General features: G+C 65.2%; 23 protein-coding genes. 12 read left to right on the forward strand and 11 right to left on the reverse strand.

What is annotated here, in order from left to right:
• Positions 1–211: 211 nt before the first annotated feature.
• The gene (gene hisI, locus DM806_RS06030) at positions 212–583 is read left to right on the forward strand and encodes a phosphoribosyl-AMP cyclohydrolase (RefSeq protein ID WP_179042394.1); all 372 of its coding nucleotides are present in this window, start codon (positions 212–214) and stop codon (positions 581–583) included.
• Complete coding sequence (locus DM806_RS06035) at positions 570–1100, forward strand: hypothetical protein (RefSeq protein ID WP_179042323.1); 531 nt, start codon at positions 570–572, stop codon at positions 1098–1100. Before hisI ends, DM806_RS06035 begins: the two co-directional genes overlap by 14 nt.
• On the opposite strand, the gene DM806_RS06040 is transcribed toward DM806_RS06035, so the two are convergent.
• From DM806_RS06040 to DM806_RS06050, 3 genes are all read right to left on the reverse strand, one after another.
• Positions 1097–1726: a YitT family protein gene (locus DM806_RS06040; protein ID WP_179042324.1), complete on the reverse strand. Its 630-nt coding sequence runs from the start codon at positions 1724–1726 to the stop codon at positions 1097–1099. The genes DM806_RS06035 and DM806_RS06040 overlap by 4 nt on opposite strands.
• Before the next feature lie 93 nt (positions 1727–1819).
• Complete coding sequence (locus tag DM806_RS06045; protein ID WP_179042325.1) at positions 1820–2959, reverse strand: aspartyl/asparaginyl beta-hydroxylase domain-containing protein; 1140 nt, start codon at positions 2957–2959, stop codon at positions 1820–1822.
• Positions 2960–2999: 40 nt separating this feature from the next.
• Entirely contained in the window at positions 3000–4208 is a 1209-nt protein-coding gene (locus DM806_RS06050; protein WP_372859313.1) for an MFS transporter, read from the reverse strand.
• A 154-nt stretch (positions 4209–4362) separates the two neighbouring features.
• Between DM806_RS06050 and DM806_RS06055 the strand changes: the two genes are divergently transcribed.
• The gene (locus DM806_RS06055; protein ID WP_218647382.1) at positions 4363–5265 is read left to right on the forward strand and encodes an EamA family transporter; all 903 of its coding nucleotides are present in this window, start codon (positions 4363–4365) and stop codon (positions 5263–5265) included.
• Positions 5266–5356: 91 nt separating this feature from the next.
• On the opposite strand, the gene DM806_RS06060 is transcribed toward DM806_RS06055, so the two are convergent.
• The 3 genes from DM806_RS06060 to DM806_RS06070 are packed head-to-tail and all read right to left on the reverse strand — an operon-like array spanning position 5357 to position 9302.
• Positions 5357–6049, reverse strand: coding sequence for a L,D-transpeptidase family protein (locus DM806_RS06060; protein ID WP_179042327.1), 693 nt, complete (start codon positions 6047–6049; stop codon positions 5357–5359).
• 52 nt (positions 6050–6101) lie between these two features.
• Positions 6102–8369, reverse strand: coding sequence for an NADP-dependent malic enzyme (locus DM806_RS06065; protein WP_179042328.1), 2268 nt, complete (start codon positions 8367–8369; stop codon positions 6102–6104).
• Positions 8370–8396: 27 nt separating this feature from the next.
• Positions 8397–9302: a LysR family transcriptional regulator gene (locus DM806_RS06070; RefSeq protein ID WP_179042329.1), complete on the reverse strand. Its 906-nt coding sequence runs from the start codon at positions 9300–9302 to the stop codon at positions 8397–8399.
• Between the two features lie 107 nt (positions 9303–9409).
• Between DM806_RS06070 and DM806_RS06075 the strand changes: the two genes are divergently transcribed.
• The 5 genes from DM806_RS06075 to DM806_RS06095 all read left to right on the forward strand — a co-directional run bounded on the left by DM806_RS06075 (position 9410) and on the right by DM806_RS06095 (position 16774).
• Positions 9410–11524 carry a malate synthase G gene (locus DM806_RS06075; RefSeq protein ID WP_179042396.1) on the forward strand — a complete coding sequence of 705 codons (2115 nt, stop codon included), beginning with the start codon at positions 9410–9412 and terminating at the stop codon, positions 11522–11524.
• A 136-nt stretch (positions 11525–11660) separates the two neighbouring features.
• On the forward strand, positions 11661–12932 hold the full coding sequence (locus tag DM806_RS06080) for a M24 family metallopeptidase (RefSeq protein WP_179042330.1): 1272 nt from the start codon (positions 11661–11663) through the stop codon (positions 12930–12932).
• Complete coding sequence (locus tag DM806_RS06085; RefSeq protein ID WP_179042331.1) at positions 12933–13505, forward strand: M50 family metallopeptidase; 573 nt, start codon at positions 12933–12935, stop codon at positions 13503–13505. It begins immediately after the preceding gene.
• Positions 13502–16156, forward strand: coding sequence for an alanine--tRNA ligase (gene alaS / locus DM806_RS06090; protein WP_179042332.1), 2655 nt, complete (start codon positions 13502–13504; stop codon positions 16154–16156). Before DM806_RS06085 ends, alaS begins: the two co-directional genes overlap by 4 nt.
• A gap of 102 nt (positions 16157–16258) precedes the next feature.
• Positions 16259–16774 (forward strand): nucleoside 2-deoxyribosyltransferase domain-containing protein, encoded by a 516-nt coding sequence (locus DM806_RS06095; RefSeq protein ID WP_256869133.1) that lies wholly within the window; start codon positions 16259–16261, stop codon positions 16772–16774.
• On the opposite strand, the gene DM806_RS06100 is transcribed toward DM806_RS06095, so the two are convergent.
• Positions 16771–17508, reverse strand: coding sequence for a GIN domain-containing protein (locus tag DM806_RS06100; RefSeq protein ID WP_179042334.1), 738 nt, complete (start codon positions 17506–17508; stop codon positions 16771–16773). The two genes, DM806_RS06095 and DM806_RS06100, sit on opposite strands and share 4 nt — an antisense overlap.
• Entirely contained in the window at positions 17460–18209 is a 750-nt protein-coding gene (locus DM806_RS06105) for a head GIN domain-containing protein (RefSeq protein WP_256869134.1), read from the reverse strand. The genes DM806_RS06100 and DM806_RS06105 overlap by 49 nt, the downstream gene beginning before the upstream one ends.
• Positions 18210–18327: 118 nt before the next feature.
• On the opposite strand from DM806_RS06105, the gene DM806_RS06110 reads away from it, so the two are divergent.
• The 4 genes from DM806_RS06110 to DM806_RS06125 all read left to right on the forward strand — a co-directional run bounded on the left by DM806_RS06110 (position 18328) and on the right by DM806_RS06125 (position 23832).
• On the forward strand, positions 18328–19917 hold the full coding sequence (locus DM806_RS06110) for a M28 family metallopeptidase (RefSeq protein ID WP_179042336.1): 1590 nt from the start codon (positions 18328–18330) through the stop codon (positions 19915–19917).
• Positions 19918–20002: 85 nt separating this feature from the next.
• The gene (gene hemB / locus DM806_RS06115; protein ID WP_179042337.1) at positions 20003–20998 is read left to right on the forward strand and encodes a porphobilinogen synthase; all 996 of its coding nucleotides are present in this window, start codon (positions 20003–20005) and stop codon (positions 20996–20998) included.
• On the forward strand, positions 20998–23217 hold the full coding sequence (locus tag DM806_RS06120; RefSeq protein ID WP_179042338.1) for a fused MFS/spermidine synthase: 2220 nt from the start codon (positions 20998–21000) through the stop codon (positions 23215–23217). Before hemB ends, DM806_RS06120 begins: the two co-directional genes overlap by 1 nt.
• Before the next feature lie 12 nt (positions 23218–23229).
• Positions 23230–23832 (forward strand): gamma carbonic anhydrase family protein, encoded by a 603-nt coding sequence (locus DM806_RS06125; protein ID WP_179042339.1) that lies wholly within the window; start codon positions 23230–23232, stop codon positions 23830–23832.
• A 10-nt stretch (positions 23833–23842) separates the two neighbouring features.
• Here the strand turns inward: DM806_RS06125 and DM806_RS06130 are convergent, their stop codons facing one another.
• The 3 genes from DM806_RS06130 to glk all read right to left on the reverse strand — a co-directional run bounded on the left by DM806_RS06130 (position 23843) and on the right by glk (position 26202).
• Positions 23843–24355 (reverse strand): hypothetical protein, encoded by a 513-nt coding sequence (locus DM806_RS06130; RefSeq protein ID WP_179042340.1) that lies wholly within the window; start codon positions 24353–24355, stop codon positions 23843–23845.
• A gap of 175 nt (positions 24356–24530) precedes the next feature.
• Positions 24531–25148: a bifunctional 4-hydroxy-2-oxoglutarate aldolase/2-dehydro-3-deoxy-phosphogluconate aldolase gene (eda, locus tag DM806_RS06135; protein ID WP_179042341.1), complete on the reverse strand. Its 618-nt coding sequence runs from the start codon at positions 25146–25148 to the stop codon at positions 24531–24533.
• Between the two features lie 79 nt (positions 25149–25227).
• Complete coding sequence (gene glk, locus DM806_RS06140; RefSeq protein WP_179042342.1) at positions 25228–26202, reverse strand: glucokinase; 975 nt, start codon at positions 26200–26202, stop codon at positions 25228–25230.
• Between the last annotated feature and the right edge of the window lie 41 nt (positions 26203–26243).

Consider the following 26243-nt stretch of genomic DNA (forward strand, 5'->3'; position numbering starts at 1 on the left):
AAATTGGCAACGGTCTTGCCAAAAAGTGACATATTGGCGCCTGGTCAGGGATCGAGGGCGCGGGTCGCAAAAGGGCTTCGCAACGCGCGTCCGGCCCATTGGAGGCGTGAACGATCAGATTGAATCGCGCATGGTTATTTCTGTTTTGATTACCGCTTTCTGGGAGCCTTCGGCTGTTTCAGCCGGCTTCAGAATGCTCTATATCGCCGCGATGGACGATGCACGCGACATGGGGCTGACCCTCAATCCGAAATATGACGGGGACGGGCTGATCACAGCCGTTGTGACCGACGATGCCACTGGCGAAGTGCTGATGGTCGCGCATATGAATGCGCAGGCTTTGGCGCTGACGGTGGAGACGGGGCTGGCCCATTTCTGGTCGCGCAGCCGCCAGTCGCTCTGGAAGAAGGGCGAGACGTCGGGGCATATGCTCCAGGTGCGCGACCTGCGCATCGACTGCGATCAGGATGCGGTCTGGGTGAAGGCGGTGCCGGCTGGTCCCACTTGCCACACCGGCGCGCGCTCCTGCTTCTTCCGCCGGATCGGCCCGGAGGGTCTCAGCAGCGTCGATGCGGCGAACTAGCGTTGCGCTCCTCGCTCTGCTGGCCGCCTGTCAGCAACCGCCGGAGCGCAGTGTTGCTGCTCCGGACAGCGGCGGCGCGTCCGTATCCGGGCTAGAGCGCGCAGCGATCGCAAGCGGTGCGATCGCCGACGCCAGCAAGATCTCGCCGGTCGGCCTGTTTCAGCGCAGTCATGAAGCGGGGCGGGATGCGCTCTGCGTCATTCCCGGCAAGGACGGCCAATATCGTTTCGGGCTGGAGGCGGTGTTCGGCGAGGAACCCAATTGTCGCGGCCACGGCAGCGCGCGCCGCGCAGGCGATAAACTGATCCTCAGCTTCAAGGGTGGGGACCGCTGCATCATCGTCGCTCAATATGATGGCGATCAGGTCGCGCTGCCCGGCGTGGTCGACATGGCCTGCGCGGACCTTTGCGAAGGGCGCGGGTCGCTGGAGGGCGTCACTTTCCCACGCATCGCCAACGACGCCGCCAGTGCCCTGCGCGCGCGCGATCGGGGCAATGATCCGCTTTGTGAGACTTAATAACCGATATAGCGCCCCGGCCGATGGTTCACGACCAGCACGGCGTTCATCGCGGCAGCGGACAGGATAGACAGGCCGAACCGGTCGAGGCTGAGCACCGGCAGCGACAGCAGCAGGATTATGATGTCGCACAACATCTGCGTGCGGCCGGCATTCCAGCCGCGCGACTTTTGCAGCGCCAGCGCGACGACGCCCACGCCGCCGACGCCCGCGCCATGGCGGGCGATGGCAAGGATGCCGAAGCCGATAATCGACCCGCCGAACAGGGCGGCGAAGAGCGGGCTGATCTTCGCGATCTGCATCGCCCAGGGCATGGTGAGGCCCAGCGCCATGATCGCGACATTGGCGAACAGCGTCTTGAGGCCGAAGGCCGGTCCCATCGCCTTGCCTGCGAACAGGAAGAAGGGGATGTTGATCAGGATGAACAGCGCGGCGGGCGACCAAGGAATGAAATAGGATAGCAGCAGCGCGATGCCCGCCATACCGCCCGTCACCAGACTCGCCTGTTTCAGCAACATGATCCCCATGGCGATGAAGGCGCAGCCGATGGCGATGGAATAGCCATCCTCGGCAAGGCTGTGGGGACGGGCAGACGGCGTCGTCTGTGACGGGATGACAGGAGGCATGGGCGAAGTCCGTAGAGCGGGAGCGCCTTGGCCATCCTCCTGTTATTTTGTTACGTTCGCTTATAACAACATTACGAGCGTGTGGGAAGAGGTTCAGCCGCCGGTATCGACCTGCGCCGGTCCGAAAGTGTCGATCGCCTGGAACAGCCGGGTCAGCGCCTCGCGTTCCTCCGCGCCTATTTCCGGCCGCCACACTTCGAACAGCAGCACCACGCGGGTTTCCTGGCTGCGGTTCCAGGCTTCATGCTCGATGCTGTCGTCGAAGATCAGCATCTCGCCCTTGCGCCAGGCCCGCGTCTCCGCGCCGACCCGAAGCGCGCAATCGCCGGGCGCCAGCAACGGCAGGTGACAGATGAGGCGCGTGTTGAGGAGGCCGTGGTGCGGCTGGATATGCGTGCCTGGCTTGAGCAGCGACCAGAGCGCGATCGGCGACCGGCTTTCGATCACCGGCATGGGCGCATGGGCGAGCGCCGCCATAACGGAAGGGCAACGGCGGGCATTTTCCTCGACCGGCGCGCCATTCTGCCAGAAATAGAGCGCCCCCCAGCTGGGATCGTCGCGCAGGGGATTATTGGGCGCAGGCCGGTCGGCCGGAGTCTGGACATAGGGCGCGAACTCCGCTTCCTCCGCACGCACCGCCGTCAGTTCCGCCACTATGGAGTCGGTCATTGCCTCCATCGGCGCGACCCAGTCGAACGCCTCGCGCTCGTAGAAGGCGCGCTGGGGCAGGTCGGGGAAATAGAACATGCTTGGTTGCTGGAGATAGACGTCGCGCTTGCCGAGCAGCAGGTCGGTGGCGTGGGCGATGCGGGGCAGGGGTGGCAGACCGCGAATCGCGGCGGTCAGATGATCCTCGAAGCGCTGACTCGACCGCGCGATGCTGGCTTGCGCTTGCTGGAGCAGCGGTTGGATCTGGGGCGGCGCGCCGGTTGCGGCCGCCTGCGCCAGCGCCGCGCGGAACCAACTGGTCGACCCGCGTTCGTCACCCCGGCGCAGCGCATTCTGACCCATGCCGAGCAGGGCGGGCAGGTTGCGCATATCCTTGTCGAGCATGCTGCGGAGCGCTGCCGCTTCGCCATCCAGATCGCCGTTGCGATTGCAGGCCTGCGCCATCAGCATCGCCGGCGGATCGGTCATTTCCCGCAGGGTCGCCAGCGCCACTACCGCATCGCCTCGGCGCAGGGCGGCCACCACCGCCTCGGCCAGCATCGTCTCTCTTGCATGATCGTTCATGCCTCTGCCTTATCGGGCGACAAGGCGGGACGAAAGCGGCTTATTCGGCGGCGGCGGGAACCAGATCGGCCTGACGCCGCTCCAGCGTGATGGCGAGCAGGAAGACGGCCAGCCCGCCCAGCGCCAGTGCGGCGCCGATCCAGCCAGTCGACACCAGCCCATAGCCCGCAGCGATCGACACGCCGCCCAGCCACGGCCCGATCGCATTGGCGACGTTGAAGGCGCTGTGATGCAGCGCCGCCGCCAGCGTCTGCGCGTCGCCGGCCACGTCCATCAGGCGCGCCTGCAAGGGTGTGCCAAGGCCGCCGCCAATGCCGATCAGGAAGACAACCAGGCTGAGCGTCCAGATATTGCCGGCCATCAGCGGGAACAGCGCCAGCGACGCCGCGCTCCACAGCAGCACGCCGATGACGGTGCGGCTCTGCGCGCGGTCCGCCAGCCAGGCGGCGACCAGATTGCCCAGCGTCATGCCGATGCCGAAGATGATGAGGATCAGCGGCACATAGGTTTCGGGCACGCGTGTCACCTCGATCATGGTCGAGGCGACATAGGTGTAGACCGCGAACATTCCGCCAAAGCCGATCGCGCCCGTCAGCAGCGTCAGCCAGACCTGCCCTTTGCCGAGCGCGGTCAGTTCGCGCATCGGGCTGGCCTTGGGATCGCCGGCGTCGCGCGGGGCGTAGAGCGCGACCAGAGTCACCGTCGCGACCGCCAGCGCGGCGACCACGAAGAAGCCCGAGCGCCAGCCCAGAACCTGTCCCATCCAGTTGGCGACCGGCACGCCCAGCACGGTCGCGACGGTCAGGCCGGACATGACCTTGGCGATGGCCAGCGTCCTTTTCTCGATCGGGACCAGGCTGGCGGCGACCAGTGCGGCGACGCCGAAATAGGCGCCATGCGGCACGCCCGACAAGAAACGGAACAGCAACATCCAGGGATAGCTTGGCGACAACGCCGACAGGGCATTGGCGACGGCGAACATCGCCATCAGGCCGATTAGCAGCGTCCGGCGCGGCAGGCGCGCGGCAAAGGCGGCGATCACTGGCGCGCCCGCGACCACGCCCAGCGCATAGGCGCTGATGGCATGGCCGGCAGTCGGGGCGTCGATACCCAGGTCGCGTGCGAAAAAGGGCAAAAGGCTCATCGAGGCGAACTCGGTGGTGCCGATCGCGAAGGCGCCGACCGAGAGCGCGAACAGGACGAGCGCGGGATGCGCGTTCTGGGTAGGGGCGCCCATGGCAAGCTCCATGCTGCAATGCAAAATATATGGAAGCCCCGCAAATGGGCCTGATGACAGCGTTGGTCAACCCTGCATTCGTATGAGATTCCTGCAACTGCGCACGCGCATCACGCAATCGGGAAACATTCGCCCTGGCGGTGGGATCGGCTATAGGGCGGCCGTGATGACAGGGAATGGCGACAAGAAGGGGCGCGGCTTCGCCCTCGCAGGAATTGGGGCCGGTGCGGGAGCAGTGCTGCTGTCGCTCACATCGATGAATCTGGGCGCGGCCTTCGCCAAGACGCTGTTCCCGCTGGTCGGCGCCTATGGCATTGCCGCGCTGCGCATCGATCTTGCGGCGATCCTGCTGCTGCTCTTTCGCCGGCCCTGGCGTCGTCCCATCCCGCGCGATGTGCGCTGGCACCTGCTGGCCTATGGCGCGACGCTGGGCCTCATGAATCTGACCATCTATCAGGCGTTCGCGCGCATTCCGCTCGGCATCGCCATGGCGATCGAGGTGACGGGACCGCTGGCGATCGTGCTGTTCGGATCGCGCCGGCCGCGCGATTTCCTCTGGCTGGGCGCTGCGGTGGCCGGGTTGCTGCTGCTCCTGCCGCTCCGCGCCGACGCGCCGCTCGATCCGCTGGGCGTCGCCTTCGCGGCCGCCGCGGCGGCATGCTGGGCGCTCTATATTCTGACGGGCAAGCGATTGTCGGGCGCGCTAGGCGGCGATGCGGTCGCCTGGGGGATGCTGGTCGCCGCGATTCTCGTCATGCCCGTCGGTCTGGCGCATGCCGGTGCGGCGCTTTTTTCGCCCTGGGTGCTGTTGATCGGCATCGCTATCGCGTTGCTGTCGAGCGCCTTGCCCTATTCGCTGGAGATGGAAGCAATGCGGCGTCTGTCTGCGCCGGTGTTCGGGCTGATGCTGAGTTCAGCGCCCGCCATCGGCGCGCTGGCGGGCTTCATCGTGCTGGGCGAGCGGTTGACGGGCATGCAATGGATCGCGATCGCCTGTATCGTCGCCGCATCAGGCGGCAGCGCGCTCACCGCCGGGCACAAGCCGGCGATCGAGGATGCGCCGCAATGAGGTAGTTCCGTTCGCTTCGAGCGTGTCGAGAAGAGGGTAGGTCATCCATATCGTTTCTCGACTTCGCTCGAAACGAACGGAGAGAGGAATTTCACCCGCCAACCTGCGCCTTGCTCACGTCCAGCATCTTGCCGTTGGTGATGACGGCCACGTCGCCCAATTTGGTGACGGCGAACAATTTTTTCGCGAATTCCACCGGCACGCCAATGCAGCCATGGGTGCCGCGACCATATTCGACGTCGCTGCCATGGATGAAGACGCCGTCGCTGGTCAGGCGCTGCGCATAGGGCATGGGCGCGTCATAGAGGTTGGACACATGGTCCGCATCCTTCTGCGTGATCGGGAAAGCACCCTGCGGACTGGGCTTGTCGGTCGCGCCATAGAGGATGACCGCCGCGCCGATCTCATAGCCCGCGCGGAAGACGGACAGCGTTTCGGCCTTCAGGTCGATGGTGATGATGACCGGCCCGGTCGTCGGTGCGCCCTTTTCGTCCCAGACATAGTCGCCATGGCGGAAAGGCCCGTCGATCTTCAGCACGCGCTTCACCAGCAATGCGCGCGGATCGATGTCCATCGGCTGGTCGCTGCGCCGCTCCATCGGCTTGGTGGGGGCAGGGGCTGGGGCGGCGGCGGGTCGGCCCTCCGCCACGTCCGCCGATGCGGCATCCTGCGCTGCGGGCCGGTCGATCCATTGCATCGCCAGCAGCGCAGCGCCGCCCAGCCCCAGGCCTATCGCCAGCTTGGGTCCGGTGCTTTTCGCCAATGCCTTGAACCAACCCGTCATCTCGTTCCTCATGCCTCCGTTCAAGCTCAAGGATAGGGATGAAAGGTTAAGCTCAGCCTTCGCGCGCTACTTCCGCCGCCGCGATCGCGGTCAGGTTCAGGATGCCGCGCGACGTGACGCCGGGCGTCAGCACATGGATCGGCTTGGTCAGGCCCATGAGCATCGGTCCGACCGTCGGCGAGCTGGAGGCGGCTGACAGGGCGGTCAGCGTGATGTTCGCCGCGTCGAGGTTCGGCATCACCAGCAGGTTGGCCGGCCCCTCGAAGCGGGAATCGGGGATCAACCGGTCGCGCAGCGACTGGCTGAGCGCGGCGTCGGCGTGCATTTCGCCGTCCACCGCCAGTTCGGGCGCGGCTTCGCGCACCAGCTTGAGCGCCCGGCGCATCTTGCGCGCGCTGTCGGTGTGCGACGCGCCGAAATTGGAGTGCGACAGCAGCGCCACGCGCGGTGGCAGTCCGAAATGCTGCAACTCGGCCGAAGCCGCCAGCGTCATTTCCGCAATCTGCTCGGGAGTCGGGTCCGGCACCATATGCGTGTCGGTGATGAACAGCGCGCCCGCGTCGAGGATCAGGCCCGACAGCGCGTAGACGCGGCTATGGCCGGGTACCCGGTCGATGATGCGCAGCACATGTTCGACCTGGCCCCAATATTCGGAGCGGCCGCCGACCAGCGCGGCATCGACCCGGCCGGTGCGCAGCAGCATGGCGGCTGTGATGGTCGGGCGGCGATAGACATGGCGAAGAATTTCGTCCGCCGGTACGCCCCGGCGCGAGGCGACGGCGCGATAAGCCTCCACCAGTTCGCCCATGACGAGGTGATCCGTCTCCGGATCGACCAGATCGACATCCTTGTCGAGGTCGAGGGTGAGGCCCAGTTCCGGCAGCTTCTGTTCCAGAATGCGACGGCGACCGACCAGCGTCGGGCGCACGATGCCTTCGTCCAGCGCGTCGCGCACGGCGCGCAGCACGCGGTCGTCCTCGCCCTCGCCATAGGCGATGCGGGTCTGGCTGCCGCGGGCGGCTTCGAACACGGGCAGCATCAACTGTCCCGACCGGGTCGCCTTGTGAGTCAGGCTGCGCTTGTACTCGTCAAGGTCCAGCGCCTTCTTCGCGACGCCGCTGTCCATCGCCGCCTTGGCGACGGCGACCGCGATCTCGCCGATCAGGCGCGGGTCGAACGGCGTCGGGATGATATAGTCGGCGCCGAACACCAGCTTGCGACCGCCATAGGCTTGCGCCACGCTGTCATGCGCAGGCTTGCGGGCGAGGCCGGCAATGGCGTCGGCCGCTGCGACCTTCATCGCCTCGTTGATCTGCGTCGCGCCGCAATCCAGCGCGCCACGGAAGATATAGGGGAAGCACAGGACGTTGTTGACCTGATTGGGATAGTCCGACCGGCCGGTGGCGATGATTGCGTCGGGGCGCACCTCGCGCGCGGCTTCGGGGCGGATTTCCGGCTCCGGATTGGCCAGCGCGAAGATCAGCGGATTGGGCGCCATCAGCGGCAGCCATTCCGGCTTCAGCACGCCGGGCGCGGACAGGCCCAGGAACAGGTTCGCGCCTGGCAGCACGTCGGGCAGGGTGCGCGCATTGGTGTTGCGGGCATAGCGCGCCATGTTGGGCAACATGCCCTCGCGGCCCGAATGGATGACGCCGTCCTTGTCGGTCATCGTCACATTTTCGACCGGCAGGCCCATCGACACGAGCAGGTCGACGCAGGCGAGCGCCGCCGCGCCCGCGCCCGACGTCACCAGCTTCGCATCGGCCAGCGTCTTGCCCTGTAGCACCAGAGCATTGCGCACTGCCGCGGCGACGACGATGGCGGTGCCATGCTGGTCGTCATGGAAGACCGGAATGTTCATCCGTTCCTTCAGGCGCTGCTCGATGGCGAAGCATTCGGGCGCCTTGATGTCTTCCAGATTGATGCCGCCGAAGGTCGGCTCCATCAGCGCCACCGCCTCGACGAACTTGTCCGGGTCGGTAGTGTCGACTTCGATGTCGAACACGTCGATGTCGGCAAATTTCTTGAAGAGGACGGCCTTGCCTTCCATCACCGGCTTGGACGCTAGCGCGCCGATCGCGCCCAGGCCCAGCACGGCGGTGCCGTTGGAAATGACGGCGACCAGATTGCCGCGCGCGGTATAGTCCATCGCCTTGTCGGGATCTTCGGCGATCTCGACGCAGGGTGCGGCGACCCCCGGCGAATAGGCCAGCGCGAGGTCGCGCTGGTTCACCATGCGCTTGGTCGGCTCGATACGGAGCTTACCGGGCTGGGGATAGCGGTGATAGTCTAGGGCGGCGCGGCGTGTGTTATCGTCCATGCGATGGGCCTTAGTGACTGCGTTCCGCTAGGGCAAGACGGTGCGTTCCCAGGGCGGCGTCGGGACATAAAGTGTAACAAGAAAATCGATGAAGGCGGTGATCGCGGCGGGCGGATTATGCTGCGGCAGTTGCACGGCGAACAAGCCGACGTCCGCCGAACCTTCGAAATTCGGTAGGATCTGCCGAACATCGCCACGGCCGATCGCGCCACTGATATCCCACAGCGATCGCAGCGCGATGCCGCCGCCCGTCAGCGTCAGTTCGCGGACCAGTTCGCTGCTGTTGGTGCGCACATCGCTGCGTCCCTCGACGCTCACCGGACCCATCGGCCCGACCAGTCGCCACGGCATCTGACCTTCGGCGGCGAGCAGGCGATGGTTCTTGAGGTCGGCGATCGTCTGCGGCGTGCCATGCCGCGCCAGATAGTCGGGCGAGGCGCAGAGGATGCGCCGGTTGGTTGCCAGCCTCTTCGCTGTCAGTCCCGGCCCCGGATCGGCGGTGATGCGGATGGCGAGGTCGGCGCGGCTTTCGATCAGATCGGCGAAATCGTCGGACAGATCGACGGCCAGTTCCACCTTCGGATGCGCGTCGATGAAGCGCTGGAGATAGGGGGCGAGGTGCATCCGCCCGAAGGAAGTCGGTGCGGTGATGCGCAGCGACCCGCTCGCCACCGCCGACGCGCCCGACACGCGTCGTTCCGCTTCGTCCAGCGCCGCCAATATGCCGCGCAGGTCGGCATGAAGCCGCTCGCCGGCCGGGGTCAGCGCCAACCGCCGCGTGGTGCGATGGATGAGCTTCGCGCCCAGCCTTTCCTCCAGCCGCGCCAGCCGCTTGGACATCATGGCAGGCGAGATATGCAGCCGTCGCCCGGCCGCCGCCAGCCCGCCTTCATCCACGACGGTCACGAACAATTCATGATCCGGGTCCATCATATTCGTTCACCACAGGAATGACTGTCTTCGAATAATAGCGTCTACACAGCATAATGCGAAGAGATTATGAAGGGCGCAACCAAGGAGTGGACCCCATGACCGACCGCATGATTGACCGCATGACCGACAAGGCAGGCCTTCAGGTCGCCCAGCAACTGGCCGATTTCATCGACAGCCGCGCTCTGCCCGGCACCGGCATCGCGCCCGACGCCTTCTGGACCGGCGCCGCCGATATCTTCGCCCGCTTCGCACCGGACAACGCCGCCCTGCTGCGCAAGCGCGACACGCTTCAGGCACAGATCGACAGCTGGCACGAACAGCGCCGGGGCCAGCCGCACGACGCGGACGCCTATCAGGCTTTCCTGCGCGAGATCGGCTATCTGGTCCCCGAACCCGCGGCCTTCACCATCGGCAGCCAGAATGTCGATGACGAAGTCGCCCGCATGGCTGGCCCGCAACTGGTCGTTCCAATCCTCAACGCCCGCTTCCTGCTGAACGCCGCCAATGCCCGCTGGGGCAGCCTCTATGACGCGCTCTATGGCACCGACGCCATTCCCGGCGCGGCGGCGGGGAAGGGCTATGACGCCGCTCGCGGGGCGCAGGTCATTGGCTGGGCCAAGGCGTTCCTCGACGATGCGATCCCGCTGGCGAACGGCAAGTGGGCCGACCTCACCGGCGATGAGATCGACCTCGCCGATCCCGCCCAGTTCGTCGGCACCAGCGAAAAGGGCCGTTTGTATCGCCACAACGGCCTGCACATCGAAGTCGTCTTCGACCGCGCCCACCCGATCGGCAAGGATGATCCGGCCGGTATCGCCGATGTCATTCTCGAATCCGCGCTGACCACCATCTGCGATCTGGAGGACTCGGTCGCCGCCGTCGATGCGGCGGACAAGGTCGTCGCCTATGCCAACTGGCTCGGCCTGATGCAGGGCGACCTGACCGACACGTTCGAGAAGGGCGGGCGGCAGATGACCCGCGCGCTCAACCCCGACCGCGCCTACAGCGCGCCGGACGGCAGCGCCTTCACCTTGGCCGGTCGCAGCTTGCTGTTCGTCCGCAATGTCGGCCATCTGATGACCAACCCGGCGATCCGCCTGCCTGATGGCGCGGAAGCGCCCGAAGGCATAATCGACGGCATCGTCACCAGCCTGATCGCGCTCCACGACCTGAAGCGGGATGGCGGCAACAGCCGCGCGGGCAGTGTCTATATCGTCAAGCCCAAGATGCACGGGCCGGAGGAAGCCGGCTTCACCAACCGTCTGTTCGACGCGATCGAGGATATGCTGGGCATGCCGCGCCATACGATCAAGGTCGGCGTCATGGACGAAGAGCGCCGGACCTCGGCAAACCTCGCCGCCTGTATTCATGCCGTCCGCGACCGGATCGTCTTCATCAACACCGGCTTCCTCGACCGCACCGGGGACGAGATGCACACGTCGATGCAGGCCGGCCCGATGATCCGCAAGGGCGAGATGAAGGCGAGCGACTGGATCACCGCCTATGAGGATCGCAACGTCCAGATCGGCCTTGCCTGCGGCCTGTCCGGCCGGGCGCAGATCGGAAAGGGCATGTGGGCCGCGCCCGATCGCATGGCCGACATGCTGGATCAGAAGGCCGGCCACCCCAAGAGCGGCGCCAACACCGCCTGGGTTCCGTCGCCCACCGCCGCGACACTGCATGCGACCCATTATCACCGCATCGACGTCTTTGCCCGTCAGGCGGAGCGCGCGGCAGAGGGCATCGCGCCGCTCGGCAAGCTGCTGACCATCCCGGTCGCGGTCGGCCGGAACTTCTCGGACGAGGAGATCGCGCAGGAACTGGACAATAATGCGCAGGGCATATTGGGCTATGTCGTTCGTTGGGTCGATCAGGGCGTCGGCTGTTCCAAGGTTCCCGACATCCACGATATCGGCCTGATGGAGGACCGCGCGACGCTGCGCATCTCCTCGCAGCATATGGCCAACTGGCTGCTGCACGGCGTCTGCACGCCCGATCAGATCGACGCCGCGCTCCGGCGCATGGCCGCCAAGGTCGACGCCCAGAATGCAGGCGACTCGCTCTACCAGCCGATGAGCGGCCGGGAAACGGAGAGCCTCGCTTGGCAGGCCGCTCGCGCGCTGGTGTTCGAGGGCGTCGAGCAGCCCAGCGGCTACACCGAACCGCTCCTCCACGCCTTCCGCGCGAAGAAGAAGGCGGAGGCTGCGCTGGAGGTCGCGTGAAGCACTAACCTCCGTTCGTTTCGAGCGCGTTGAGAAGCGCAACGCTAACCGCTTCTCGACACGCTCGAAACGAACGGCTGTTGTTATGGCCCTCTCGCTACGTTAGCCATTCGGACTACGCAGCCGGGGGAACCTCATGACCAGATCGTCCTTTCATCCAGATCGCCGCACCCTGCTGCGTACCGCGGCCGTCAGCCTTGCTGGCGCGGCTTTCAGTCCGCGCCTCTTCGCGCAGGAAAAGGCGGGTGAGGCGCTGCAATCCCTTACCGGCACCGTCGCTCCGATCGGCAAGGCGGAGCGCGCCGATCGCCTCGCCCGCGCGCAGAAGATGATGCAGGCGCAGGGTATCGACGCCCTTCTGGTCGAACCGGGCGCCAGCCTCATCTATTATAGCGGCATCCGCTGGCATCGCTCTGAGCGCCTCACCGCGCTGGTCATTCCCGCCAGCGGCGCGCCTCTGGTCGTCTGCCCCTTTTTCGAAAAACCCTCGATCGACGAATCGCTCGCCATCCCCGCAGAGGTCCGCGTCTGGCAGGAGGATGAAAGCCCCTATGCCCCGATCGCCGACTTTCTGACCGCGAAGGGATTGGCCAAAGGCCGCATCGGCATCGAGGAAACCGTCCGCTATTTCGCGGTCGACGGCATCAAGGCCGCGCTGCCCGCTGCGACCCTCGTCAAAGACCCCGTCACCCGCGCCATCCGCATGCGCAAGACGGCGGCCGAAATCGCCCTGATGCGGAAGGCGGCCGACGTCACCATGGCCGCCTATCGCTGGACTTACGCGCAGGTGAAGGTCGGCATGACCCCCACCGACATCGGCGCGCTGATGAGCGCGGCCACGAAGCAACTGGGTGGGCAGGTGGAGTTCAACCTCATTCTACTCGGCGAGGCCGCCGCCTATCCGCATGGCTCTGGCAAGCCGCAGGCGGTGCGCGCGGGCGAGGTGGTGCTGATGGACTGCGGCTGCACGATCGAGGATTATCAGTCCGACATCAGCCGCACCTTCGTCTATGGAGCCGCCCCCAGCACCCAGCAGCGCAAGGTCTGGAACGACGTGTCGCAGGGCCAGAAGATCGCCTTCGCCGCCGCGAAGCTCGGTGCGCCCGCTGGTTCGGTCGATGATGCGGTGCGCGGCTATTATCAGCGCCAAGGTTACGGACCCGGCTACGCGCTGCCGGGCCTCTCCCACCGCACCGGCCATGGCATCGGCATGGAAGGACATGAGCCGGTCAACCTCGTCCATGGCGAGGCGACGAAGCTGGACGTCGGCATGTGCTTCTCCAACGAACCCGGCCTCTATCTCCCCGGCACCATGGGCGTCCGCATGGAAGACTGCTTCCACATGACCGCGCAGGGGGCGGTATGGTTCTCGAAACCGCCTGTGTCGATTGAAGAGCCGATGGGGTAGATGCGCGAACTGGTACGCTTCATTCAATGGTGTGGCCGGCTGAGCGCGCTGGTTATTTTGATTCGAGTTTTCGACGGAAGTGCCGCGATCATGATCGTGCCCTTCCTCTGGATATTTGCTATTTGGCTTAACACGGTAGTCCATGAGGTCGGCCACGCCTTTGCCGCGCTACTTTGTGGAGGGCGTGTGACGTTTTTAGCGGTCAGGCCATTTTGTCTTCGCGTCGCGCCGTTCAAATTTGAAATGATCGGATGGCGCCGCCTTCGGAATATTGTGCCGGGAGCCGGCCGAGCGGAATATCAGTTTGAACGAAGACACGGAAATCATTGGGGATGGGTTACTGCTGGAGGCAGTATCGCCAATTCCCTCGTCGCTCTTTTGTCCTTCGTCATAGTTCGCATTACCGGTTTTTCACCATCGTCGGCGGTCCTTTTGGCGACGGGTTTATGCGCCCTAGGCGACCTACCGCGAAACCTGCTGCCCTATCGGGGGAGCGACGGGCAACAATTCGTCAATATCATTCGCGCGAGGCGCTTGAGCAAAAGGCACAATCTCACTAAATCGCGCGCATGACCTCGACCAACGACATTCGCCGCTCTTTCCTCGACTATTTCGGGGCCAACGGCCACACCATCGTTCCGTCGGCGCCATTGGTGCCGCACAACGACCCGACGCTGATGTTCGTGAACGCCGGCATGGTGCCGTTCAAGAATGTCTTCACGGGTCTGGAAACGCGCCCCTACAAGACCGCGACGTCGAGCCAGAAGTCGGTCCGCGCCGGTGGCAAGCATAACGATCTCGACAATGTCGGCTATACCGCGCGCCACCATACCTTCTTCGAAATGCTGGGCAATTTCAGCTTCGGCGACTATTTCAAGGAACAGGCGATCACCCATGCCTGGACCCTGCTGACCAAGGAATGGGGTCTGTCGCCCGACAAGCTGACCGCGACCGTCTACCACACGGACGACGAGGCGTTCGAGCTGTGGAAGAAGATCGCGGGCCTGCCCGAACATCGCATCATCCGCATCCCGACCAAGGATAATTTCTGGGCGATGGGCGACAGCGGTCCCTGCGGTCCCTGCTCGGAAATCTTCTACGACCATGGCGACCATATCTGGGGCGGCCCGCCGGGATCGCCGGAAGAGGATGGCGATCGCTTTGTCGAGATCTGGAACCTCGTCTTCATGCAATATGAGCAGGAAGCGAACGAGATCGTTTCGGAACTGCCCAAGCCCTCGATCGACACCGGCATGGGTCTGGAGCGCATCGCCGCCGTCATGCAGGGCGTGACCGACAATTATGACACCGACACGTTCAAGGCGCTGATCGCCGAGAGCGGCGCGCTGTCGAAGACCGCTACAACCGGCGAGCACAAGGCCAGCCACCGCGTCATCGCCGATCATCTCCGCTCGACCAGCTTCCTGATCGCGGACGGCGTGCTGCCCGCGAACGAAGGCCGTGGCTACGTCCTGCGCCGCATCATGCGCCGCGCCATGCGCCACGCCCACATCATCGGCGCGAAGGAGCCGCTGATGTATCGTCTCGTTTCCAGCCTCGTGTCGGAAATGGGCGGCGCCTATCCCGAACTGGTCCGCGCCCAGCCGCTGATCGAGGAAACGCTGCTCCGCGAGGAAACCCGCTTCCGCAAGACGCTGGAAAATGGCCTGCGCCTGCTCGACGAAGCGACCGTGGATCTGAGCGAAGGCGGCACGCTGCCCGGCGAGACCGCGTTCAAGCTCTACGACACCTATGGCTTCCCCTATGACCTGACCGAGGATGCGCTGCGTTCGCGCGGCCTGACCGTCGACCGCAGCGGTTTCGACAGCGCGATGGCGGAACAGAAAGCCGCCGCGCGCGCCGCCTGGAAGGGGTCGGGCGAAAAGGCGTCGGACGAAATCTGGTTCGATATCGCCGAAAAGGCGGGCAATACCGAGTTCATCGGCTATTCCTCGACCGAGGGCGAGGGCGAGGTGCTGGCGATCGTCAAGGACGGTGTGAACTTCGACAGCGCGACTGCTGGCGAGACTGTCACCATCGTCACCAACCAGACGCCGTTCTACGGCGAAAGCGGCGGCCAGATGGGCGACGCCGGTGTCATCTCCTCGCAGGGCGGCCTGTCCGCCAAGGTTGAGGATACGTCCAAGCCGCTCGGCCGCCTGCATGCCCATCGCGCGAAGATCGAGGCGGGCAGCGTCAAGATCGGCGATACGGTTCACTTGGTCGTCGATGTCGAGCGTCGCGACCGCGTCCGCGCCAACCACAGCGCCACCCACCTGCTGCACGCCGCCCTGCGCAACGAACTGGGCGCACATGTCACGCAGAAGGGCAGCCTTGTCGCGCCGGACCGCCTGCGCTTCGACTTCTCGCACCCCGAAGCGCTGACCCATGCGCAGATTGCCCGCATCGAAGCGGATGTGAACGCGCAGATCCGTCATAATGACGAAGTTACGACCCGCCTGATGACCCCGGACGACGCGATCGCGGCGGGCGCCATGGCGCTGTTCGGCGAGAAATATGGCGACGAAGTCCGCGTCCTTTCGATGGGCAAGGGAGACGAGCATAGCTATTCCGTTGAACTGTGCGGCGGCACCCATGTCCGCGCGCTGGGCGATATCGCCTTGCTCAAGATCGTGTCGGAAAGCGCCGTTTCCTCGGGCGTGCGCCGGATCGAGGCGTTGACCGGCGAGGCTGCGCGTCTCTGGCTCACCGAACGCGACGACAAGCTGCGCCAGACCGCCGCCGCGCTCAAGACCACGCCGGAAGACGTGCCCGCGCGCATCGCCGCGCTGGTCGAACAGAGCCGCAAGCTGGAACGCGAACTGGCCGAAGCGAAGAAGGCGCTGGCCCTTGGCGGCGGTGGCGCGGCGCAGGCGGCTGGCCCGGAGAAGGTCGGCAGCATCGACTTCCTTGGCCAGGTCATCGACGGCCTTGATCCCAAGGAACTGCGCGGCATCGTCGATGGTAACAAGAAGACGCTGGGCAGCGGCGTGTCCGCCGTGCTCGCCGTGGTCGATGGCCGCGCCACCATCGCGGTGGGCGTCACCGACGACCTGACCGGTACATTCAGCGCGGTCGATCTCGTCCGGGCCGGCGTGGAAGCGCTGGGCGGCAAGGGCGGCGGCGGTCGTCCCGACATGGCGCAGGGCGGCGGCCCCGACGGCGACAAGGCGCGGGCCGCGATCGACGCGGTCAAGGCCGCGCTCGCCAGCGTCCCGGCCTGAATGGGATAGGAGGCGCATCGACCACGCGCCTCCCTTCGTCCTTCCATGATCCGGTCCCTGTTTCTGGCGGTTCTCGTCCTGCTCTTCGCTGCGGAATCAGCCATGGCGGCTGACGCACCGAGCGCCGTCACGATCACATCTCCCGAGCCTTTGCCCGCCGCCCATGATCGCGCACGCCTGTTTCTGGGCGGCAGCATCGACATGGGCAAGGCGACCGACTGGCAGCGGGACATGATCGCCGCGCTGGCCGGCGAGCGGGTTGCGATCCTCAATCCCCGCCGTCCCGACTGGAACCCCGCGTGGAAACCCGAGGCGAGCGACCCCAATTTCCGCGAGCAGGTAGAATGGGAACTGGCCGCGCTCGACAGCGCGGACATCATCATCCTTTATTTCGCGCCGGGATCGCAAAGCCCGGTCAGCCTGCTCGAAATGGGACTGCACGCCCGGTCGGGCAAGCTCATCATCTTCTGCCCGGAAGGCTTCTGGCGGAAGGGCAATGTCGACATCACCGCGCAGCGCTATGGCGCAAAACAGGTGTCGTCCTTTGACGAATTGCTGGCCGAGGTCCGCGTGCGCATCGAAACGGTCAACGCGGCTTCAGCGTCGAAGCGGGATTAATAATTCGCCCCACCGCACAGGATATTGCCGGTGCCGCGATTGTCCACGGTGCAGGCAGGCTTGCCGCCGACCGTGACGTCGCCTGATCCGGTCGCAACGATCTTCGCATTCACGTCGGCGGTCAGGACGACGCTACCCGGCCCGTCATTGACCACATTCGCCTGTCGCGCGCGAAGCGGTTCTGCGGCCACCGCGCCGGGACCGCTGACCCGCACATTGGCGATGCCTGCGCGGCCGGTCAGCGTCACCCGCCCGCCGCCGGACAAGGTCAGGTCCAGCCGGTCGAGTTGCACATCGTTCACGCTGACATCGCCATTGCCGGCGAGCGCTAGTTCGCCTTGCAGCCCCTTCATCCGATTGATGGCGATCGAGCCGCCGCCGTTCAGGACGACGCGGCCGACCATTTCGGTCGACAGGCGCAATGTCGCCGCTCCGGCGCTTTTCTCACCGGCGCGGGGCCTCTCCATGCTGACGATCAGAAGCCGGCCGGATACGTCGACCTTCAACCGGTCGAGCGCGCCCTGATCGCCTTCCGCCCGCGCGGACGTACCCCCGCCCGTGGTCAGCACCACAGTCACGGGCGCGTCCACGCGGATCGCGTCGAAGCTGGTGATGGTGAAGCCGCGCGTGGCCGCGCTCGCGGGCGCAGCCACGGCCAGTACTGCCGAGATTAGGCCTGCGGCGATCAGGGCGCGCAGCGCGCCTCGCCCGGTCCAACACCCTTGGTCGTGCATTGCGCCTTACCCTTCACCGTCACGTCGCCCGGCCCCATGATGCTGATAGCGACCTTCCCGTCGGAGGCAAAGTCGATGTCGCCCGCACCCAAGATCGATACATCGGCGTCGCCGACCTTCAGCGCTTCGCCATCGATATCGCCTGCGCCGGTGATGGACAGTTTCGCCGTATCGGCCGTGCCGGCGATCTTGATCGACCCTGCGCCAGTAATGTCGGTGGTCAGCGTCTTGAGCTTCACCGTGCCGATGCGGAAATCGCCCGCACCGGTCAGCGACAGGTCGAGACTGTCGCCTTCCGCCTTGTCCAGATCGAAATCGCCCGCGCCGGTCAGATCTGCGGATTTGATCGCGGGCATGGTGACATGGACGGTCGCACCCTTGTCGCCATCCTTGCGGCCCCAACTCCAGTCGCCCTTGGATTTGCGGCCGATCACAAGCTTGCCGCCCTTCACCTGGATATCGAGGTCGGCGACCGACTTCGGATCGCCTTCCGCCTTGACCGAGAAGTCCTTGGCGATGGTGACGGCGACATTGTCCGGCCCGGTCGCCTCGATCGCGTCGAAATCCTTGAGCGTGGACCAATCCTGCGCGGTGCGCGCGACTTCATCGGCAGCGGGCGATTCGCTGCTGCGCGAGCAGGCCGATGTCGACAGGGCCATGCCGGTCAGGACCAGCGCGAAAAGGGGAAGGGGACGAGGCATCGCAATCTCCATACTGTATTGTCTTTATAATACACAACAAGATGGCGGTTCCAAGCCTCTTGTTCGTCGCAACATTCTGAACAAGATAATATGTTGAAATCGCGGAGTCTCCCCACCAATGCGCCTGTCCCACATCGCTCTTCCGCTTTTGTCGCTGATCGCTGCCACCGCCGTTCGGGCGGAGACGAACCAGGAGAAGGGCGCACGCTGGTGGGCGCATGTGCAGGCGATCGCCAATGACGGGATGGAAGGGCGCGGCACCGGTACGCCGGGCTATGACCGCGCGGCGGACTATGTGATCGGCCAAATGAAGGCGTTGGGCCTCAAGCCGATGGGCGTGGACGGCTACAAGCAGCCGGTCGCTTTCGTCGAGCAGGTCGTGCTGTCCGACCAGAGCAGCGCCGCGCTGGTCGGCGCCAAGGGGGAAACGGCGCTGTCCGTGCCGGGCGACCTGATCTTTTCCGGCAGCGGCGGCCCGGCGCCCGAAGCGATCGATGCACCCATGGTCTTTGCCGGCTATGGCCTGCATCTGCCTGAAGCGGGGCATGACGATTTTGCCGGCCTCGACCTCAAGGGTAAGATCGTCGTCGTGCTGTCGGGTGGGCCGGCCACCATTTCCGGCGCCCTCAAGTCGCATGCGCGTTCGGAACGCGCCCACTGGCTGGCGGAGCAGGGGGCGCTCGGCCTCATCACGCTGGTGACGCCCAAGCAGGTGGAAATTCCCTGGGGTCGTCGGGTGGCGCTCGCCAGCGCGCCGGCCCTCTATTATGCGGACAACAGCCTGCGCGAAACGCAGGCGCCGTTCCTGGGCGCGCAACTCGATCCGGCCAAATCGGCGATGTTCTTTGAAGGCACAGGCAAGGATTTCAACGCGATCGCCGCTGCTGCCGACGCGTCCGCGCCCGTCGCCAGTTTCCCGCTCGCACTGCGGCTCAGGGCGAAGGTCGCCGCGCGCCGCCGTGATCTGTCGTCGCCGAACCTTGTCGGCATGATGCCCGGCAGCGACCCGAAGCTGCGTGGCGAATATGTCGTCCTGTCCGCCCATCTCGACGGCTATGGCATCGGCACGCCGATCAAGGGCGACGCCATTTATAATGGCGCGTTCGACAATGCCTCGGGCGTCGCCAGCCTGCTGGAAATCGCCCGCACGCTGACGACCGGAAAGGACAAGCCGAAAAGGTCGATCCTTTTCACTTTCGTCACGGCGGAGGAAAAGGGGCTGCTGGGCGCCCGCTATTTCGCCCGCCGGCCGACCGTGCCGCAAAAGGCGATCGTCGCCGACCTCAATTTCGATATGGCGCTGCCCATCTTCCCGCTGACCGCCGTCACCCCGATCGGCTATGACCAGAGTTCGCTGGGGCAGGATGCGGCGGCGGTGAGCGCGGCCATGAACCTGCCGATCACGCCCGATCCCTTCCCGGATCGCAACGTCTTCATCCGTTCCGATCAATATGCCTTCATCCGCGAAGGCATTCCCGCACTCTTCTTCAAATATGGATTCAAGGCCGGCACGCCCGAAGCCGAAACGGAAAAGGCCTGGCGGGCGAACCTCTACCACTCGCCCTTCGACGATTTGAACCAGCCGGTGATGCCGGCCGAGACGGCTAAGCTGAACGATTATGTGACGGCGGTGACACTGCGCGTCGCCAACAGCCCCGCGCGCCCGCGCTGGAATGATGACAGCTTCTTCCGCCGATTTGCGGAATAACGGCGGGCGAAGGGCGCGTTGTTTCAGCCGGTTGGGACAATGTGCCCCGCTTGATCCTCTCGATCCTCCGGCCTACACCCTGCGCATGACCTATGCCCCCTATCCGGCGCTGCGCATGCGCCGCACTCGCGCCGCGGCCTGGAGCCGGGCGATGCACGCCGAAAACCGCCTGTCGCCCAGTGACCTGATCTGGCCGCTCTTCGTTACCGAAGGCGATGGTGTCGAGGAGCCGATCGCCGCGCTTCCCGACGTGTCGCGCTGGTCGGTGGACCTGATGGCCGCGCGGGCGAAGGAAGCACGCGACGCGGGTATCCCTTGTCTCGCCCTCTTCCCCAACACCCAGGCCGACCGGCGCAGCGACGACGGTGCCGAAGCGCTCAATCCCGACAATCTGATGTGCCGGGCGATCCGGGCGATCAAGGATGCCGTTCCCGATATCGGCATCCTGACCGATGTGGCACTCGACCCTTATACCGCCCATGGACAGGACGGACTGCTCGACGAGACGGGCTATGTCGTCAATGACGCCACGATCGACGTGCTGATCGGCCAATCGCTCAACCAGGCGGCGGCCGGCGCGGACATCATCGCGCCGAGTGACATGATGGACGGCCGCGTCGGTGCGATCCGCGAGGCGCTGGAGGAAACCGGCCACGCCAATGTGCAGATCATGGCCTATGCCGCCAAATATGCGAGCGCCTTCTACGGACCGTTCCGCGATGCGGTCAGTTCACGCGGGCTGCTGAAGGGCGACAAGAAAAATTACCAGATGGACCCCGCCAATGGCGAGGAAGCGCTGCGGGAGGTCGCCCTCGATCTCGCTGAAGGCGCCGACAGCGTGATGGTAAAGCCGGGGCTGCCCTATCTCGACATCGTGGCGCGCGTGCGCGACCGCTTCGCCGTGCCGGTCTTCGCCTATCAGGTGTCGGGCGAATATGCGATGCTGGAACATGCGGCAGCAGCGGGCGCCGGAGATCGCGACGCGCTCGTCCTCGAAACGCTGATGGCCTTCAAGCGCGCAGGCTGTTCGGGCGTGCTGACCTATCACGCCCTCCACGCGGCAAGGCTGCTCGGAGCTTGATGCGGATAGGCCAAATCCACTTGAAAACGCGCCCACGCTTCGTCCTCACGATCTGCGCGGGCTCATTCCTCCTTTTCCTTGTCCAGCCGATGATCGCCCGCATGGCGCTGCCGCGCCTGGGCGGTGCGCCATCGGTATGGAACTCGGCGATGCTCGTCTATCAGGCGCTGCTGCTTGCCGGCTACGCTTATGCCCATCTGCTGGGGCGCTTGCCTGCGCGTCGACAGGCGATGATCCATCTGGGTCTGTTCCTGTTTTCCGCCATATTCCTGCCGATCGGTCTGGCCGGTTGGCAGCCGCCGCCGAATATCGAGCCGGCCTTCTGGGTACTCTGGCTGCTGGGCGCGTCGATCGGCCCGCTCTTTTTCGTGGTGGCTGCACAGGCGCCGCTGCTCCAGCGCTGGTTCGCCATAGCCGACGGCGGCGATCCCTATCCGCTCTATGCCGCGTCCAACCTCGGCAGCTTCGCCGGGCTGATCGCCTATCCGATGCTGGTGGAGCCACTTCTGACGCTCAAGGTACAGAGCATTCTCTGGTCGCTCAGCTACGGCGCACTTTTCTTTCTCGTTTATGCCAGCGCCCGCCGCCTGCCACCGGACGGTGCGGCAACGGTGAAAGCGGAAGATGCATCGCCGCCGCCAAACTTGCGGAGAATGCTGCACTGGACCGTGCTGGCGGCGGTGCCGTCCGGCCTGATGCTGGCGACGAGCCTATATCTCACCACCGATATCGTTGCGATGCCGCTACTCTGGGTGCTGCCGCTAGGGCTGTATCTGCTCAGCTTCAGCATCGCCTTTGCCAGCAGACGCGGAGCGGCGAGGCTTTGCACCTTGATCGCGCCGATCCTGCTGTTGATCGGCGCCTGCATCGCATTCACCGGAGGCGTATATTTCCCGGTCTTCGTTGCGCTGGGCATATTGGCGGTGCTGTTTGTAACGGCGACCGCGCTCCATGCCCGTCTTTACGATCTGCGTCCGGCTCCTGTCCATCTGACGCGCTTTTATCTGGTGATGTCGGTCGGTGGCATGATCGGCGGTCTGTTTTGCGCTCTGATCGCGCCGCTGATCTTCGACTGGACCTACGAGTATCCGATCCTTCTGGTCGCTGCCGTGTTGCTGCTCCCGCCGCGCGAGCCGTTCCTGCGCCTGCCGCGCCTGTTGTGGGAGGATCCGCGCCACCGTGCCTGGCTGGGCGCGCTGATGCTGATCGCCGGTCTGCTGCTGTCGGTGATCGGCGGCGGGGTCCTGGTGCCCGAATGGAAGTCGCCTATGCTCAAGACGATCAGCTTCCTGGCGATCATTGCCATGGGGGTCATGGCGCTCGGCCATCGGTTGCTGACGGCGGGGATGCTGCTCTATCTGATGCTCTGCCTTAGCGGTTGGGACAAATTGTCGCAGTCGGTGTCGGGTTTGCTTACGCGCAGCTATTTCGGCGTCTATGGCGTGGCCGACCGGAATATGTCGGAACGTATCCTGTTCCACGGCACGACGCTGCACGGCATCCAGGATCGCAGGCCCGGACGAGAGCGCAATCCCACAAGCTATTATGCGCCGGAGTCGGGCGTCGGGCTGGCTTTGCGCCATGCACCGGACCTGTTCGGTGGCCGCGCGCGTATCGACGTGGTCGGTCTCGGCGCTGGAACGCTCGCCTGCTATATCCGTCCCGGCCAGACGTGGCGCTTTTATGAGATCGATCCAGCCATGGCGGCGATTGCGCGCAATCCGGCCGACTTCACCTTCTTGTCGCGGTGCCAGCCCCATGCTGACATCGTGATCGGTGACGCGCGCATGACGCTGGCGCGGCAACCGGCGGGTGGCGCCGACCTGCTGGTGATCGATGCCTTTTCTTCCGATGCCATCCCGATGCACCTGCTGACGCGCGAAGCGCTGGACATCTATGCCCGTCGGCTGGCGCCCGATGGGCTGCTGCTGATCCATATTTCCAACCGCTATCTCGATCTGCGCCCGGTGCTGGCGGCCGGGGCGAAGGCGGGGGGCTGGCAGGCGCAGTTGCGCAATTATATGCCGAACAAGCGGGATGATGGTCGCCACTATACGGCGTCGGTCTGGGTTGTCTTGTCGCGCGATCGGGCGCAACTGGGCCGACTGACCGCATTGACCGGTGCGCAAGGGTGGAAAGCCTTGCCTGTCAGATCAGGCTTTACGGCCTGGTCGGATGACCATGCCAGCATCCTGCCGATCCTGAAGATCAGACCATAAGAGGAGAGTCCCATGTCCCCTGAAGCTTATCCCCCCGAAGCACATCCCGACGTCAGCATCATTCCCTTTGGCGGCAAGACACCCGTCATCCATCCCAGCGCCTTCATCGCGCCGGGGTGCCGGATCATCGGCGATGTGGAGATCGGTGAGGATGCCAGCATCTGGTATAATTGTGTGATCCGGGGCGACGTGAACCGGGTGCGGATCGGCGCGCGGACCAATGTGCAGGACGGCACCGTCATCCATTGCGACAGCCCCGGCGATCGCGCCGACGGGCGCCCGGCCGAAGGTTGGGCGGCGATAATCGGGGAAGATGTGCTCATCGGTCATATGGCGATGATCCATGGCTGCGTGCTGGAGGATCGCGCCTTCGTCGGCCTTGGCGCGATCGTCATGAGCGGCTGCGTCGTGGAAAGCGATGCGATGCTCGCCGCGGGCGCGCTGCTGTCGCCGGGCAAGCGGCTGCTGCACCGCCAGCTTTGGGCTGGCCGCCCCGCGAAACATATGCGCGATCTGAGCGACGCTGCGCTGATCGACATGCGCGAAGGCGTCGAACATTATGTCCACAATGCCAAGGCGCACAAGGGTGCAGTCAAGGCCGTCGCGGAGAAATAATCCGGGGGGATCAGGGCTGCGGCAGGCGGCCCTTCATCGCGTCAATCCGGTCATTCTGCTGGTCGACCAGCGCCAGCGTGGCGCTGCGGGCGGCGTCGATATCCTCCAGCCCGCCGCGCGCCTTGCCGTCGGCGACCTGATTGCTGCGTTCGACATAGAGGGTGTCGAGGCTGGCGAGCGCTGACACGCTGTCGTTGCGCGCCGATTCCAGTTCGCTGATCGCGACCTGCGCCGTTACCCATGCGTCGCTGGATACCGCGGAGCCCGATGCGGCCTTTACCGCCTTGTCCGCCCTGGCATAGGCGGTGTCGAACGCGGTCGCGCCCTTGTCCGCCTGCGCGACATGGCGGGCGATTTCGGCCGATAGCTGCGGATCGGCGGCCACCGGCGCGGCGGCTGGACTGACCTCCGCCATGGGTGCGCCCTCCACCGCACGCTTGGCGAGCGAGGGATAGGTTTGCGGCGCTCCGGCACAGCCGAAGAGCATCAGGGCCAGGGCGGCGAAAAGGCGGCGCGGAGTCATGATCTGCATCTAGAGTGATTTTGAGTGAAATGGAACATTTCACGGCTCGGAAATCACGGAAAACAAACGAGTGATTTCGAATGAAATGGAACATTTCATGGCTGGGAAATCACGGAAAACAAATGCTCTCGGCGAGCGGGGCATAGGGCGCAATGGCCCCTGTCCCGTCACCGGATCAGCGCGGGAGCGCCGCCGCTTCGCGCGCGAGCGCTTCGATCTTCACCGGGTCGACCGGTCCCTTGGGCACGATCCAGCTGCCGCCGACGCACTTGATGAAGGGCTGGGCGAGCCATTCGGGCGCGCTCTGTGCGGTGATGCCGCCGGTCGGGCAGAAACGAGCTTCGTAGAGCGGCGCGGCCAGCGCCTTGAGTGCAGGCAGGCCGCCGGAGGTTTCGGCCGGGAAGAATTTGAAATGGGTCAGCCCCATGTCCAGCCCGCGCATGATGTCGCCGGCGGTCGCCGTGCCCGGCAGGAAGGGCATCCCCGCCTCGATCGCCGCCTTGCCGAGCGGTTCGGTCAGGCCGGGGCTGACGGCGAAGCGGGCGCCCGCTTTCATGGCGGCTTCAAGTTGCTTCGGGTTCAGCACCGTACCCGCGCCCACGACCGCGCCTTCGACCTTCGCCATTTCGCGGATCACATCCAGCGCGGCGGGTGTGCGCAGCGTCACTTCGAGCGCCGGCAGGCCGCCCGCAACCAGCGCTTTCGCGATCGGCAGCGCATCTTCGACATTCTCGACCACCAGCACCGGGATAACCGGGGCCAGTTCCATTACCTGGGCTACGGTCAGGCTCATTCTTAACTCTCCTTATGAGCGTTTTCGAAGCGGATGCTCGCATCCACTGGAAACAATATGGTTGGGGGGGGGATCGCGATCAGCTTTCCCGAAACGCGGCTGCGGCCCCGAACAGGCCGATTTCATCATGGATGGCGCAGCGTATCGGCACGGTCGCCATCAGGCTTTCGAAGCGGCCCTTGGCCTTGAATCGGCTGTGGAATCCGCTCTGCGACAGGAAGTCGCGCATCCGCTGGGTCAGGCCGCCGGCCAGCACGACGCTGTGCGGGCCATGCGCCAGCGCCAGGTCGCCTGCCACCGACCCGTAGCTCAGGCAAAAACGCTCCAGCGCCCGACGGGCGAAATCGTCGCTGTCCTCCAGCGCCGCCTGCCACAGTTCCGGATCTTCCATCAGGACGACGCGGTCATGGCCGATCGTCGCCATTGCCTTGTAGATATTGTTGAGGCCGGGGCCGGACACGATCCGTTCGGTGGATACGCGCAGGAACTTGTCGCGCAGATAGGCGAGGATCTTTTCCTCCAGCGGATCGAGCGGCGCGAAGTCCAGATGGCCGCCCTCGGTCGCGATGACATGGGGGTGGCCATTGTCATAGGCGATCATCGCGACGCCAAGGCCCGTGCCCGGGCCAAGCACCGTCACGCCGCCGTCGCGGGGGAAGGGGCGGTCCTCGCCGAACAGCAGCGGCAGGTTCTCTTGCGGCAGGCGCGACACGGCGTGGGCTACCGCCTCGAAATCATTGACCAGCCGCACGGCGCGCACGCCCAGATCCTCCGCCAGCGTATCGGCGCGGATCATCCAGTTGCTGTTGGTCAGCTTGATGATCTCCCGCCCGATCGCGGTGGCGAAGGCGATCGAGACGGCGTCGGGCAGGGGGCCATTCCCGTCCTTCTGCTCATCCTCTGAAAAGGCAGCCCAGCAGGCCTGAAGGCTGGGATAGTCGGCCACCTTGTACTTGCGCACGGCGCCGAGCGTCGGCACGCCACGCTCGTCCAGCGAAGCACGTGCAAAGCGGGCATTGGTCCCGCCAATGTCGGCGGCGATGATGTCGGTCATCAGGGCATCCAATTCTTTTCTGACCGTCATCCCAGCGAAGG

The organism is Sphingobium lactosutens (genome assembly GCF_013393185.1).
GTDB classification, from domain to species: Bacteria; Pseudomonadota; Alphaproteobacteria; order Sphingomonadales; family Sphingomonadaceae; genus Sphingobium; species Sphingobium lactosutens_A.

Bases quoted from the DNA above. Each gene is read 5' to 3' on its own strand.
- hisI (WP_179042394.1), top strand. From the start codon at position 212: ATGGACGATGCACGCGACATGGGGCTGACCCTCAATCCGAAATATGAC.
- DM806_RS06035 (WP_179042323.1), top strand. From the start codon at position 570: ATGCGGCGAACTAGCGTTGCGCTCCTCGCTCTGCTGGCCGCCTGTCAG.
- DM806_RS06040 (WP_179042324.1), bottom strand. From the start codon at position 1,726: ATGCCTCCTGTCATCCCGTCACAGACGACGCCGTCTGCCCGTCCCCAC.
- DM806_RS06045 (WP_179042325.1), bottom strand. From the start codon at position 2,959: ATGAACGATCATGCAAGAGAGACGATGCTGGCCGAGGCGGTGGTGGCC.
- DM806_RS06050 (WP_372859313.1), bottom strand. From the start codon at position 4,208: ATGGAGCTTGCCATGGGCGCCCCTACCCAGAACGCGCATCCCGCGCTC.
- DM806_RS06055 (WP_218647382.1), top strand. From the start codon at position 4,363: ATGACAGGGAATGGCGACAAGAAGGGGCGCGGCTTCGCCCTCGCAGGA.
- DM806_RS06060 (WP_179042327.1), bottom strand. From the start codon at position 6,049: ATGACGGGTTGGTTCAAGGCATTGGCGAAAAGCACCGGACCCAAGCTG.
- DM806_RS06065 (WP_179042328.1), bottom strand. From the start codon at position 8,369: ATGGACGATAACACACGCCGCGCCGCCCTAGACTATCACCGCTATCCC.
- DM806_RS06070 (WP_179042329.1), bottom strand. From the start codon at position 9,302: ATGATGGACCCGGATCATGAATTGTTCGTGACCGTCGTGGATGAAGGC.
- DM806_RS06075 (WP_179042396.1), top strand. From the start codon at position 9,410: ATGATTGACCGCATGACCGACAAGGCAGGCCTTCAGGTCGCCCAGCAA.
- DM806_RS06080 (WP_179042330.1), top strand. From the start codon at position 11,661: ATGACCAGATCGTCCTTTCATCCAGATCGCCGCACCCTGCTGCGTACC.
- DM806_RS06085 (WP_179042331.1), top strand. From the start codon at position 12,933: ATGCGCGAACTGGTACGCTTCATTCAATGGTGTGGCCGGCTGAGCGCG.
- alaS (WP_179042332.1), top strand. From the start codon at position 13,502: ATGACCTCGACCAACGACATTCGCCGCTCTTTCCTCGACTATTTCGGG.
- DM806_RS06095 (WP_256869133.1), top strand. From the start codon at position 16,259: ATGGCGGCTGACGCACCGAGCGCCGTCACGATCACATCTCCCGAGCCT.
- DM806_RS06100 (WP_179042334.1), bottom strand. From the start codon at position 17,508: ATGCACGACCAAGGGTGTTGGACCGGGCGAGGCGCGCTGCGCGCCCTG.
- DM806_RS06105 (WP_256869134.1), bottom strand. From the start codon at position 18,209: ATGCCTCGTCCCCTTCCCCTTTTCGCGCTGGTCCTGACCGGCATGGCC.
- DM806_RS06110 (WP_179042336.1), top strand. From the start codon at position 18,328: ATGCGCCTGTCCCACATCGCTCTTCCGCTTTTGTCGCTGATCGCTGCC.
- hemB (WP_179042337.1), top strand. From the start codon at position 20,003: ATGACCTATGCCCCCTATCCGGCGCTGCGCATGCGCCGCACTCGCGCC.
- DM806_RS06120 (WP_179042338.1), top strand. From the start codon at position 20,998: ATGCGGATAGGCCAAATCCACTTGAAAACGCGCCCACGCTTCGTCCTC.
- DM806_RS06125 (WP_179042339.1), top strand. From the start codon at position 23,230: ATGTCCCCTGAAGCTTATCCCCCCGAAGCACATCCCGACGTCAGCATC.
- DM806_RS06130 (WP_179042340.1), bottom strand. From the start codon at position 24,355: ATGACTCCGCGCCGCCTTTTCGCCGCCCTGGCCCTGATGCTCTTCGGC.
- eda (WP_179042341.1), bottom strand. From the start codon at position 25,148: ATGAGCCTGACCGTAGCCCAGGTAATGGAACTGGCCCCGGTTATCCCG.
- glk (WP_179042342.1), bottom strand. From the start codon at position 26,202: ATGACCGACATCATCGCCGCCGACATTGGCGGGACCAATGCCCGCTTT.